This is a genomic window from Segatella sinensis, assembly GCF_040095255.1.
GTDB classification, from domain to species: Bacteria; Bacteroidota; Bacteroidia; order Bacteroidales; family Bacteroidaceae; genus Prevotella; species Prevotella sinensis.
Genome location: NZ_JBBNGE010000030.1, coordinates 25613 through 38879, shown reverse-complemented (window position 1 = coordinate 38879; position 13267 = coordinate 25613). Strand labels below are relative to the sequence as shown.

Sequence of the window (13267 nt, the reverse complement as noted above, 5' to 3'; positions counted from 1 at the left end):
AAATCTTTCAAAGAACTCTTTCTTTAGTTGCTTAGAGTAATACTTGATTTCTCAAAAGCGAGTGCAAAAGTACTAACTATTTTTCATTCCACCAAATTTTTCGAGAAGAAAGTTGCAATTTTCTTTCAAATTTAACACTCATAAACACTTTTCGCGTTTCAAATTCATTCTTCTCCTTATTATATATATACGCGCGTAAGAACGTTTGTGTTCGGACACACACGCCTAAAACAAAAAAAGCTTTCTCGTGTGTACTTAAAAGCACCATCACGAGAAAGCTTTCTCTTTATTTTATAAAAACCAGCCTTTATTGAGCCTCCAAATAGAGAACACGAGAAGACCAATCGTTCTTTTTACCCCAGTCAACATTATGCTCCAATGGCATTTCCAAGCCATGTTCCATCAAATACTTGCCAGAGTATGACTTACCCTCACAAGTCAAAGGAGTATTATCGATGACATCAAGCTCACGTACCTTATACATCTTGTTTGCATTCAGACCAGCCATCTTAACGATAGGAAGGTGCGCATTATAGAAGTTAGCAAGCTTCCACCAGTAGAACACAGCCTTATCCTTAGCCTCGCTTACATACATGATAGAAGACAGGCCCTGATTATCGTACGGAGAAACCAAACGGTAAAGGTCGCCAAACTGAACAACAGGGCGAATCTCCTTGTATTCAGAGATAGCCTTTCGACAGAGAGCCTTCTCCTCATCCGTCATATTCTTTGGCTGGATTTCCATTCCAAGACGTCCGCTCATAGCTACATCAATACGATACTTCAAAGAAGTTGTGCGGAATACGGTATGGTTTGGCACAGCAGAGATATGACTTGCCATAGCTATAGCTGGGAAGAAGTAGCTGGTACCATACTGCATATAGATACGCTGCAGGGCATCCGTATTATCACTTACCCAGAACTCATCGAAACCACGGAGGCATCCCCAGTTGGCACGAGCACCACCACTGGCACAGCACTGGATAATGACATTCTTGTACTTAGCACGGATACGATCGATAACCTTAGCAAACCCCTGATGGTATGCGATATAGAGATGACTCTGATCAGCGGCAGAAAGATACTGACTACCATGATTCATGATGGCCATATTGGCATCCCACTTGATATAGGCAATCTCAGGATACTTAGTAAGCAGATCATCTACCACACCAAATACGAAATCCTGCACTTTCGGATTACCGAGATCAAGAACCAGCTGAGTGCCACCACGACCAACTACCGCATCACGCTTAGGCGCCTTGATCACCCAATCAGGATGCTTCTCGTAAAGTTCACTCTTGGTATTAGTCATTTCCGGCTCAATCCAGATACCGAACTTCACGCCATTCTTCTTGGCATCACGAAGCAGGCCTTCGATACCGTCAGGCAATTTTTCGGTATCTACTACCCAATCGCCCAAAGCAGTATTATCTCTCTTGCGAGGATATTTCTTTCCGAACCATCCATCGTCCATTACGAAGAGCTCACCACCCATGCTATGGATATCAGCCATCATCTGATCCATACCCTTCTGGTTGATGTCGAAGTAAACACCCTCCCAAGAGTTCAAGAGGATATCACGCTCCTGATCACCATGAGCAAGCACGTACTTACGACCCCACTTATGGAAGTTGCGGCTGGCACCGCTCAATCCCTCATTGGAATAGGTGAAGGCGAGCGCCGGAGTCTTGAAAGTTTCACCCTTCTTGAGATGATATTCTGAATTCTGCTCATTGATACCAGCAAAGAAATAATGATATTCTGTATCATCAGTTACAGTCTTAAGCTTATAGTTTCCGCTATAGGCAAGTGCAGCACCTATAACGGCACCCGTATTCTCCTGTCCCTTTCCGTTGAGAGAGAACATCACCTCGGCATGATCGGTATGAGAATTACGCACACCATCATTATTGCGGATGACAAACTCGCCTGGCTGCAACTTCTCATGACTCAACTGAGCCTCAGCAGCCCATGTGCCAGAGAGATGACTCATCCATACATCGCCACGACGTATAGGAAGCATAGCTGATGCAAAGGTAGTCAGCGTAACAGTACCCTTCTCTCCATTACTGATTTCAGTCCAAGCCTCAATCATATCCACATCCTTATAGGCACGGTACTTCAGATCCACCTTGATATTATAAACAGGATCCTTGAGATGGATGGTAGTAACTGTGGCATTAGCCTCCTGCTTCACATCGCTATCGGTAGCCACGAGAGCAGTAGAAAGATTACCATCGCTGTGACGCATGGCGAGTGCAGCTTCTGCAGGAGTATTCAGACCGTATGCAGGATAAGCATCCATACGACCATTGGTAGCTACTGTGAGATTCTGCAAATCAGCAGCATTCAACTTAGAACCGAAATAGAGATACTGTGCAGGTTTTCCGTTCTCCACATCGAGGATGAGCGAAATCCCCTTACTGTTTACCGAAACCTGTTCTGCCATCGTAGGCATGGCGATAGTCATCAGCAAGAGTGCAAGTGATTTTAATTTCATCATATTTATTATATACGTTATTAGTTATTGCTATTGATAAGTTTTCGAATGCAAAAATAAGAAAATAAACAAGAACCACCAACCCTTTCTTGATTTATTTTTGGAATAAAGCACAAAAAGTCAAACATCAAGCAAATAAAGCAAATAAAAGAGCTAGGAGCGGGGAAGAATACCCCAGATAATCACATCCATATCATAACAATCTCTAAAAATATCATCAAACTCGGAATTTCTTAGTATCTTTGCCCCGTAAACGTTATATATCATACAATTCAAAAGAAATAAAGCTATATGAAACTCAAAATACATTTCAGCCACAAGGAGGAGCTTTGGAACTCCTGGTCGCATGCCGGAGGCATCCTGATGGGCGTTGTCGTAGGAGCCATCTTCCTTTATTGGTGCTTTACCATGCACAACGGATGGGCCACGGCAGGCATCATCCTCTACCTGTTCGGTATGCTGATGTCTTACATCGCATCTACCATCTACCACGCCATCTCTGCATGGAGCAAGTGGAAGGAGCGGCTGCGCAAATGGGATCATGCCGCCATCTACTGGCACATTGCCGGTTCTTACTCTCCTATCACCCTGATTGCGATGCGCGAACAAGGCTATTGGGGATGGAGCCTCTTTATCTTCATCTGGGCATGCGCCATAGCAGGCACGGTGATGAGCTTTGCCAAACTCAAGGACCACAGTAATCTGGAGACGCTCTGCTTTGTGGGTATGGGATTATCGGTACTTGTCGCATTCAAGCCTCTGATAGATTCCGTATCCCCAGCCACGGTTATCTGGATTATCGCAGAGGGCGTCTGCTACATCACGGGTGCCGTGTTCTACAGTATCAACAAGAAGAAATACATGCACTCCGTGTTCCATTTCTTCGTCCTGGCAGGTAGCGTCTGCCACATCATCGCCGTTTGGGACATTCTGATGAAATATATCTAAACGACTCAAGAATAGAAACCAAGAATAAGAATCAAGGCATCAAAAAGTGAAGGCTTTTCGATGCCTTTGCTTTTTAGAAAAACATCTTTTTTCTTTTATGAACGACACCCTTAGCTTTTTATAATAAGGTGATAATGTTAACATTACGTTAAAGTATGAAAATAATTGCCCAAAAGTTTGGAACTTATTGAAAAAAAGCATACCTTTGCAGTGTTCTATTGAAGTAGTACACTAAAACATTAAAGATTATGATACAGATTAAAGACATTGATTTCAGATACCCAGGTAGCAAGCACCTTGTATTTAGAGATTTCTCTTTGGAACTCAAGGAGAACAACATTTATGGCTTGCTCGGTAAGAACGGTACAGGCAAGAGCACCCTGCTCTACCTCATCAGCGGATTGCTCCGCCAGCAACAAGGTACCGTTCTCGTGGATGGCATTTCGGCACAAGATCGCAGAGCAGAGATGCTGAAGGACATCTTCATGGTGCCCGAAGAGTTTGAACTGCCCAACGTTTCCCTCGCCACCTACGTGAAGATGAACCAGGAGTTCTATCCTAACTTCTCGCAGGAAGTATTGGACCGTTGCCTCAAGGATTTTGATTTACCACTCTCTCTCAAGTTGAACGAACTCTCGATGGGACAGAAGAAGAAGGTATTCATGAGTTTCGCACTCGCCACGGGTACCCGCTTTCTTCTGATGGACGAGCCAACCAATGGTCTCGACATCCCATCGAAGAGCCAGTTCCGTAAGGTCATCGCCAATAACATGACGGAAGACCGCACCCTCATCATCTCTACTCATCAGGTGCACGATGTAGAGTCGTTGCTCGACCACATCATCATCATGAACCAGAGCCAGCTCCTGCTCGATGCATCGGTTTCAGACATCTGCGAGAAATACACCTTCGAGTACCGCAACCCACAGGAGATAGACGACACCGTGCTCTACGCCGAACCAACCCTGCAGGGCAATGCCGCCATCTGCAAGCGACAAGAGGGTGAGCAGGAAACACAGATGAACCTGGAGTTGCTCTTCAATGCAGTAATTAATGGAAAATTAAACGATTAAAAATTAGACGATTATGAAAAAGAATTTCGATTTACATAGATTAAGCATGGTACTTCGTTGGGATATTCTCACCAACTGGCAGCGTCATCTTGGAGCTACAGCAGGTCTCGCCATCGGCCTTTCCATCTATTGTGTATTGCGACTTTTTAGCATGAGATATTGGCTTAACTCAACCGATGTAGAGCTGGCTGGTCATCAATACCAGGTAAGTGTTTGCATGTTCTTTTCTGTAATAGCATTCATCGCGTTCTACGTCTTGGCAAGTTGTATATTCAATAACATAAAGACTAAATTGCAAAGAGAGAGTTTCCTGATGCTTCCTGCTTGTAATCTAGAGAAGTTTGTGGCCCGACTACTCATGATGAGTATCGGTGTTTTGGTTCAACTTTTTGCAGCAGTAATCTTGGCCGATGTTATACAGTTCATCTTTAGTTTCATCATCACTCCAGATTTTCATATCAGCATCACCTGGGCTGTGCTCAGCCATATTATTCCCACAATTCACCCTTTCGACAACGACTGGCTGAAATGGATTACCCTCTATTCATTCATACTATTTTCCCATTCTTTCGCAACACTTGGCGGAACATTCTATCGCAAGCTGCCTGTATTGCTAACAGCTTGCACGGGCATTCTTCTTAGTATGATTTTGGGATGCATAATCAACAAATTAGGAGAAGCTGGAGTTTTTGATTTCTTCAGTCATATTAACTTCAGCAATGGTTCCACAGCTAACTATTGTTTAACAATTACAGCATTCGTTGTTTTCCTGGCTTTGGCTGCCTTCAACTATTGGGCATCCTACAAGCTCTTTACCCGCATGCAGGTTGTCTGCAACAAGTGGATCAACATCTAAGAATTAAAATTTGAAGATTATGAATTTCAGTAATGATAAAGCAATATACGTACAGATAGCCGAGCGACTGAGCGATGAAATCCTGGCGGGCAAGTACAAGGAAGACGAGCGAATACCGAGCGTCAGGGAATATGCCGTACTGCTGGAGGTGAACGCCAACACAGCCGTGAAGGCATACGACCTGCTTGCCACCGACGAGATTATCTACAACAAGCGAGGCCTGGGCTACTTTGTTTCCGCAGGAGCCAAGAAGCAGATTAAGAAAACCCGCAAAAAGGAGTTTATGAAAGAAAGACTCCCGGAACTCGCCCGACAGATGCAGCTTCTCGACATCTCCATCGATGAAGTGAAGGAAGAGTTGGAGAAGAATCTCAAAAAGATAAAGATATGATGACACTATTCATCCTCAAATATATATTTATAGCTTCTGTCTTTGCCTTATATATAATAAGGTGTATGTAATCACGTTTTTAAAAAAGGGCTACGCTTGCAACTTTCTGAAGGTTGCAAGCGTCTAACGTTTAAAATTCATATCAATAAACAAACGTATTATATGTCATTAATTCATCTAAAAGACGTCAACAAGACCTATCAGGGTGCTCAGCCACTCCATGTGCTGAAGGGCATCGACCTCGACATCGAACGTGGCGAGTTCGTCAGCATCATGGGTGCTTCCGGCTCGGGAAAATCCACCTTATTAAATATATTGGGTATTCTCGACAACTACGATACGGGCGAATACCGACTCAATGATGTGCTCATCAAAGACCTCTCGGAAACCCGTGCTGCCGAATACCGCAACAAGATGATCGGCTTCATCTTCCAGTCGTTCAACCTCATCTCGTTCAAGACAGCGGTGGAAAACGTGGAGCTTCCACTCTTCTACCAGGGCGTGAGCCGCAAAAAGCGCCACGAACTGGCGATGGTATATCTCGACAAACTGGGCTTGAAGCAATGGGCCAACCATTATCCTAACGAGATGTCGGGAGGACAGAAGCAGCGTGTAGCCATCGCCCGTGCCCTCATCACCAAACCCGAAATCATCCTTGCCGATGAGCCTACCGGAGCCCTCGACTCCAAAACGAGCGTGGAAGTGATGGACCTGCTGAAGGAACTGCACCAGAAAGAGGGAATGACCATCGTGGTGGTAACCCACGAAAGCGGTGTTGCCAACGAGACCGATAAGGTTATCCATATCAAGGATGGACTCATCGGAAGCATCGAAGACAACAGAGACCATCATCTCGTATCGAAAGACTACGTGAAATAACTTTGAACTTGGAACATGAGAGAATTAATCAAAGAAATATGGAGCACGTCGAAGCGCAACAAGCTCCGCACTTCGCTCACGGGATTTGCCGTTGCCTGGGGAATCTTCATGCTGATATTCCTGCTGGGCGCCGGCAACGGACTGATTAATGCCCAGTTGCAGCAAAGCACCCGATTCCTTGCCAACTCCATGCGAGTATTCCCGGGCGAAACCTCCAAGGCTTACAAGGGACTGAAAGAAGGCAGAAGCATCACGCTCAACGACAGGGACATCCTCATCAGCAACCAGACCTACGGCCAGTACGTGGATGATGTGGGTGGAAGATTGGAACAGTATAACGTGAACATCAATTATGGCGATAATTATGTGGCAAGCCAGTCGTTGGTGGGTGTGGCTCCTACACATCCCAAAATCGACAAGACGGAGCTGATTGCCGGACGATTCATCAACGAAATCGATATGAAGGAGCAGCGCAAGAATGTGGTGCTGAGCCGAAGCCAGGCCAAGGAACTCTGCAAAGACTACCGTTCGCTGGTGGGCAAGAACGTAAAGATCAGCAATCTCAACTTCCAGGTGGTAGGAATTTACAAGGATGATGAATCGCGCAACAATACCGATGCTTTCATCGCCTACTCCACCATCAAGACCATCTACGCCAAGGGCGATGATGCAGGAAGTCTGGAGTTCACCATCAAGAATCTGAAGACCAAGGAAGATAACGAGCAGTTTGAGAAGAACTATCGTGCCAGCATCAACAACAACCACCAGGCTGCCCCTGATGACGACCGCACCATCTGGCTCTGGAACCGATACATGGACAATATCCAGATGAACCAGGGAATCGCCATCATGCAGACGGCACTCTGGATAGTAGGTCTGTTCACCCTGCTGAGCGGCATCGTGGGCGTAAGCAACATCATGCTCATCACCGTGAAGGAGCGAACCCGAGAGTTTGGCGTAAGAAAAGCCATCGGAGCCAAACCTTGGTCGATACTGAAGCTCATCATCACCGAGAGCATCATCATCACCTCGTTCTTCGGCTACATCGGAATGGTCTGTGGCGTGGCAGCAAACGAGATCATGGACGCAACCATCGGCCACACCACCGTAGATACCGGACTGTTTAAAGCCGCCATGTTTGTGAACCCTACGGTGGGCCTCGGCACCTGCATCGGTGCTACCATCGCCATCGTCATCGCAGGCACCATCGCCGGACTCATCCCAGCCATCAAGGCAGCAAGAATCCGACCGATAGAAGCGCTGAGAGCGGAGTAATGCAAAATGTTGAATGCTAAGTGTTGAATGTTGAATTCATTCTTGCTTACACCTTATTATATATATAGACTAGGCTATGCGATTAGATTTAGATACATATAAAGAGATTCTCGACACCATCACGAGGAACAAGAGCCGCAGTCTGCTCACGGGCTTCGGCGTGTTCTGGGGCGTGTTTATGCTCATCGCTCTGATGGGTGGCGGCCAGGGACTGAAGGAGATGCTGCAAAACAACTTCGCAGGCTTCGCCACCAACACCGCCATCATCTGGGCGCAGAACACCACCAAACCCTACAAGGGATTCAACAAGGGGCGTTCCTGGCAGATGGAAGAGAAAGACCTGGAGCGACTGCGCCACAGGGTACCCGAACTCGATGTCATCACCCCGCTACTCTTCGGAGGCAACAAGTCGGTGGTGTTTGGCGACAAGAAATTCAGCGGCAGCACGCAGGGCGTAAATCCCGATTACGCCCAGGTTTCTGCGCCTAAAATGTTTTACGGCAGATACATCAACGAGATGGATGTGCGCCGCCAGCGCAAGGTTTGCGTCATCGGCAAACAGATTTACAAAACCCTCTTCCCCGGCGGCGGTGACCCGTGCGGCAAGAGCGTGCGAGTGGATTCCACCTATTACACGGTAGTGGGTGTAGATTACCGCTCGGGAAATGGCATCAACTTCGGCGGTAGAGCCGACGAAACCATCACCATTCCGCAATCCGTGCTCCGCACCGCCTACAACCGCGGAACCGCCATCGACATCATCGCCACCACCGGTAAGCCGGGCGTGGTGATGAGCAGCATCGCCCAGCGAATGCGTGAAACCATAGCCAGGGCTCACAACATCGACCCTTCAGACGAAAAAGGAATCATGGTATTCAATACGGAGGTGCTCTTCCAGATGCTCGACAACCTGTTTAAGGGCGTCAACTTCCTCATCTGGCTGGTAGGTATCGGCACCCTTCTCGCCGGCGCCATCGGAGTTTCCAACATCATGATGGTAACGGTGAAGGAGCGAACCACCGAGATAGGCATTCGCCGAGCCATCGGAGCCACGCCGAAGATGATTCTCTCGCAAATCATCTCAGAGAGTATTCTCCTCACCCTGGTGGCAGGCATGAGCGGCATCATCTTCGGAGTAGCCATCCTGCAGATGCTGGAGATGGCGAACACCACGGATGGCATTCTCACCGCCCACTTCCAGGTAGATTTCTGGACAGCCATCTCTTCAGCCATCCTCATCTGCATCCTTGGCGGCCTTGCCGGACTTGCCCCAGCGTGGCGAGCCATGAGCATCAAGCCGGTAGATGCAATGAGAGACGAATAAATAACTTTGAACTTTGAGATTTGAACATTGAACTTTATGAAATGCTTCAAGTCAATATCTCAGAGTTCATCAGGTAATCATAAAGTTCAACGTTCAAAATTCAAAGTTCAATGTATAAGAAGTATTCAAAGTTGATAGTTGCGGCGATAGTCGCCTTGATTTTCATCGGAACCTTCGTGTTCCTTTATGAGAAATCACAGCCTAAGCCTGTGGAATATACCGAGTTTACCCCAAAGATGGGCGATGTGTTGAAAACCACGGTGATTACGGGTAAGATTGAGCCTCGCAACGAGGTGAACGTAAAGCCTCAGATCAGCGGTATCATCACCGAAATCTGCAAGCAGGCAGGCGATTTCGTGCAGGCAGGCGAGGTAATCGCTAAGGTAAAGGTGATTCCGGACATGGGACAGCTCAGTTCGGCGCAGGCTCGTGTGCGCCTTGCCGAGATTAACCTGAAGCAGGCACAGGTAAACTATGGTCGCGAGGAACAGCTCTACAAGAAGCAGCTGGTCAGCGCCGATGAGTTTGACAAGGTGAAACAGTCGTTGCAGCAGGCAAAGGAGGAGAAAGTTGCCGCCCTTGATGCGCTCGAAGTAGTTCGTGATGGTGTTTCCAAGAGCAACGCCAGCGCCTCTTCCACCCTCATCCGTTCTACCATTTCGGGAATTATCCTCGATATTCCTGTCAAGGTAGGTAACTCCGTGATTCTCGCCAACACCTTTAATGACGGAACCACCATCGCCAGTGTAGCAAACATGAATGACCTCATCTTCCGTGGCAACATCGACGAAACCGAAGTGGGCAATCTGGTAGTGGGAATGCCGATGAAGATTACCATCGGAGCGATGCAGGACCTGAAGTTTGACGCCGACCTGGAGTATATTTCTCCAAAGGCTGTAGAGAACAATGGAGCCAACCAGTTTGAGGTAAAGGCAGCCGTCCGCTCAGTAAAGGGCGGCAAGATCCGTTCCGGCTACAGTGCTAATGCTGAGATCGTATTGGCAAAGGCGAGCCACGTGATTACCGTGCCCGAGAGTGCTATCGAGTTCAGCGGCGACAGCACCTTTGTCTATATCGTAAAGGGCAGCGGCGAGAAGAAGACCTACGAGCGCAAGCAAGTAACCACCGGATTGAGCGATGGTGTGAACATCGAAATCAAGAAAGGTCTGAGCCTGAAGGACAAGGTAAGAGGTCCGCAGGTTGTGGCAGACAACAAGGATGACGAATAAGATATAAAAATAAAGGTTATCTAAAGGTAATTTACCCTTGGATAACCTTTTATAATAGATGTGTTATGAGCTTGATGACACGCCCTCTTTACCCTGCTTACATGGCAATCCTAGCTTTTTCAGAAAGTCCCGCTTGATTACCATGATATCTGCTATTGGCATTGTTAAACTTATAGATAGCTGTGATATAAATACCATTGTTAAAATCATAGGATGACTTGTGCTGCCAAACATTGTCCAACAGAATGGTGTACTTACTCTTCTGTGTTTTGAAGACATCCATATAATAGATACCAACATATAGATTTTCTCCCAAGAAATTCTTATATGCTCCTAGCTGGAACATACTGTTAGCTTTTCTATCCATTATATTTTGATTGCCGCCACTAGAAAAAGAGAAGTTTACATCAAAGTTATAACCTTGGTGTGTGGAAAATGTATTAAACAACTCAATATTCGCTCTCATCTTTTTATATTGAGTATATTCTATCTTTAAGAAAGGCTTTTCTAATGAAGCACTGATATAGGGAGTCCAAGGACCTAGTGTGGTAAACCAATTCCCCGTAACGACCAAATGCTTGTAAGACTTAACGTTCTCTGGACGAACCATTACTGCATTGTTGTCACCATATTGTCGAATCATATAGAAGACTGGATGTTTCTGTGCTTCATAGGTCACAGAAGCACTCAGATTCTTATAAGATAGCAACGAACTGATGGTATGATAAAACGTTGATTTCAAACTAGGATTTCCTGTGGAATACTCAAATGGAGAACGATAGGTAACATTGTTCCTAAAAGAGTAATACACCGGTCGCTTGATTTTATTGGTATAACTCACACTGAGCTTTACCTTGCCTAACCTTTTTTGCAGTGATATGAAAGGGAACCAATTCGACTCATTCCAGGAATCGTCATAGTCGCTGCTTTCATAGTTTACTTTGCAATATTCATATCTCATTCCTGCAGAAGTAGTCATAAAGTCGCTTTTCAGAGTAAGGCTTGTGTATGCCGCTATCGTTTTTTCTTTTCTTAGGCTACTTGAAGCAGGAGTCAGAAGACTGTTATCCTTATTTTCAAAGGCAGTTGTATATCGTGTTTGGGAGCATTCTGTTCCGTACTTTATATTACCAAAGTTGAATGTGTGCTGCATTTCTAATTTTCCAGCAAAAAACTTGTTGGAATAGGAGCTATGTGAACTTGTATATTTTGGGGAGCTTGCAGTGTAAATCTCTTCGATGTCCTGTTCTGTATCATTGTCGCTCTTGCTAAGATACCAGTCCATAAAAAGTTTGCTATGTTTACTCAAGTCATAAATAGCATAAGCACTGAGGTTTTGAACCAACATATTGATGTCGGTAGCATTTTTCAACCATAGGTCATAAAAAGTTTCTTCATTCTTCATCACTTGCACGTCGCCTTCTGTTGTAGCTTTATTATATGGAGTCTTTGTAAAAGCATATTTTATGCCGAAATTCCAAGACTTGGCAGTATAGTCCATACCTATGTTTCCATCATAGCCCAACCAAGTATTACGTGTTACGGAAGTTTCATTTTGGGCATAAGTGTCCTCATTTGTTAACGACATGTTTTGGCTTGACTCGCTCTTTGTTCTTGTATCACGAAGATTTAGAGACGCAAAGACATCCAAGCCACCTGTTCTATAATTGAAATTACTTCTAGGTATTTCTGAGAGTTTATGATTGCCTAAGTAAGCGAAAGTACTTTCTACGTTTCCGCTAAATCCAACACCTTTTGGTTTTATTGTTCTGATTTTAATCACAGCTTTAGCACTGGCATCATATTCGGCACCAGGCGAAGTTACGACTTCAATGTCCTTGATGTCAGAAGCCAATAGTTTTTCCAGTTCAGACGATTCATACAAGCGATGACCATTAAGGTAAAAGATAGGTTCTCCTTTACCTGCAACAATAATGTTATTATTTTGTTTACTAACAAAAGGCATATAAGTCAAAATATCCAAGAGCTTTCCTTTCTTTGCCAATTCTGTGTTTGCGATGTTCATGATGACGGAATTGTCCGTAATACGCATACTCTTGGCTGATCCTTTTATTACGACATCGTTGAGTGCATAAGATAACGTATCACGAGTCAGTAAGCTCTCCTCTTTCAATTTAGCCTCCCCCATCATCTTCTGTTCCTCATTTTGTCCATAAGAACTTATGGTAGTGATAACCATAAAAAAGACCAAGAAAATGCATCTTACCATTATTACTCTCATATATTTCTTTATTCTTTAATCTGTTAGCATATACGAAAATTTCTCATAAGGCTCTTCAAGCATCCGGATGGCAACCTTGGCGGAGTCATCATCCGCATTCATGATGCTATCTGCCCGCTGCATCAAATCATCATACTTCCTGTTTCCTGCACAAGATGCAAGAAGCATGATGATTAACAATAAAAATATGACCTTTTCTTTCATTTCTCTCTTTTTTTTGCAAAAGTACGAAAAAATAAAGAAACTACAACATAATGACTCTATAAAATTAGAAAAAGGCAGAACTTTCATCTGAACAAAGTCAAGTAGCGCTGCGCATTGCCTGTAGTCCTTTCTGAATCACAATGCAAAGATACAACCCTGAGAATCCGCCTTTCACGGTTTCTCACGGTTATTCACTGTTTCTCACGGATTTTCTTTCTTTTTCTGATGATTAGCTCAGAAAGATGATTAATTCCAATGGTAAAAGAGACTTGCTTATGACGGCTAAGTAACTTACTTAGGATAGCTAAGTGACTTGGTTACTATAGCTAAGTAACTTACTTAG

General features: G+C 45.0%; 11 protein-coding genes. 8 read left to right on the top strand and 3 right to left on the bottom strand.

What is annotated here, in order from left to right:
- Positions 1-307: 307 nt before the first annotated feature.
- The gene (locus AAAT87_RS09630) at positions 308-2503 is read right to left on the bottom strand and encodes an alpha-galactosidase (protein WP_349226277.1); all 2196 of its coding nucleotides are present in this window, start codon (positions 2501-2503) and stop codon (positions 308-310) included.
- Positions 2504-2794: 291 nt separating this feature from the next.
- Here AAAT87_RS09630 and trhA point away from each other — a divergent pair, with 291 nt between their 5' ends.
- The 8 genes from trhA to AAAT87_RS09590 all read left to right on the top strand — a co-directional run bounded on the left by trhA (position 2795) and on the right by AAAT87_RS09590 (position 10478).
- Positions 2795-3451 carry a PAQR family membrane homeostasis protein TrhA gene (gene trhA, locus AAAT87_RS09625; RefSeq protein WP_349226272.1) on the top strand — a complete coding sequence of 219 codons (657 nt, stop codon included), beginning with the start codon at positions 2795-2797 and terminating at the stop codon, positions 3449-3451.
- Positions 3452-3699: 248 nt separating this feature from the next.
- Complete coding sequence (locus tag AAAT87_RS09620) at positions 3700-4524, top strand: ABC transporter ATP-binding protein (RefSeq protein ID WP_349226271.1); 825 nt, start codon at positions 3700-3702, stop codon at positions 4522-4524.
- Positions 4525-4537: 13 nt separating this feature from the next.
- Positions 4538-5380, top strand: a complete 843-nt coding sequence (locus AAAT87_RS09615; protein WP_349226270.1) for a hypothetical protein — start codon at positions 4538-4540, stop codon at positions 5378-5380.
- A gap of 19 nt (positions 5381-5399) precedes the next feature.
- The gene (locus AAAT87_RS09610; protein WP_117695648.1) at positions 5400-5771 is read left to right on the top strand and encodes a GntR family transcriptional regulator; all 372 of its coding nucleotides are present in this window, start codon (positions 5400-5402) and stop codon (positions 5769-5771) included.
- A 162-nt stretch (positions 5772-5933) separates the two neighbouring features.
- Entirely contained in the window at positions 5934-6650 is a 717-nt protein-coding gene (locus tag AAAT87_RS09605; RefSeq protein WP_349226269.1) for an ABC transporter ATP-binding protein, read from the top strand.
- Positions 6651-6665: 15 nt separating this feature from the next.
- Positions 6666-7925 (top strand): ABC transporter permease, encoded by a 1260-nt coding sequence (locus tag AAAT87_RS09600; RefSeq protein WP_349226268.1) that lies wholly within the window; start codon positions 6666-6668, stop codon positions 7923-7925.
- A 76-nt stretch (positions 7926-8001) separates the two neighbouring features.
- Positions 8002-9249, top strand: a complete 1248-nt coding sequence (locus AAAT87_RS09595; RefSeq protein ID WP_294970635.1) for an ABC transporter permease — start codon at positions 8002-8004, stop codon at positions 9247-9249.
- Between the two features lie 110 nt (positions 9250-9359).
- Entirely contained in the window at positions 9360-10478 is a 1119-nt protein-coding gene (locus AAAT87_RS09590; protein WP_349226267.1) for an efflux RND transporter periplasmic adaptor subunit, read from the top strand.
- 97 nt (positions 10479-10575) lie between these two features.
- Here the strand turns inward: AAAT87_RS09590 and AAAT87_RS09585 are convergent, their stop codons facing one another.
- On the bottom strand, positions 10576-12720 hold the full coding sequence (locus AAAT87_RS09585) for an outer membrane beta-barrel protein (protein ID WP_349226266.1): 2145 nt from the start codon (positions 12718-12720) through the stop codon (positions 10576-10578).
- A gap of 15 nt (positions 12721-12735) precedes the next feature.
- On the bottom strand, positions 12736-12924 hold the full coding sequence (locus AAAT87_RS09580) for a hypothetical protein (RefSeq protein ID WP_349226265.1): 189 nt from the start codon (positions 12922-12924) through the stop codon (positions 12736-12738).
- Positions 12925-13267 lie beyond the last annotated feature (343 nt).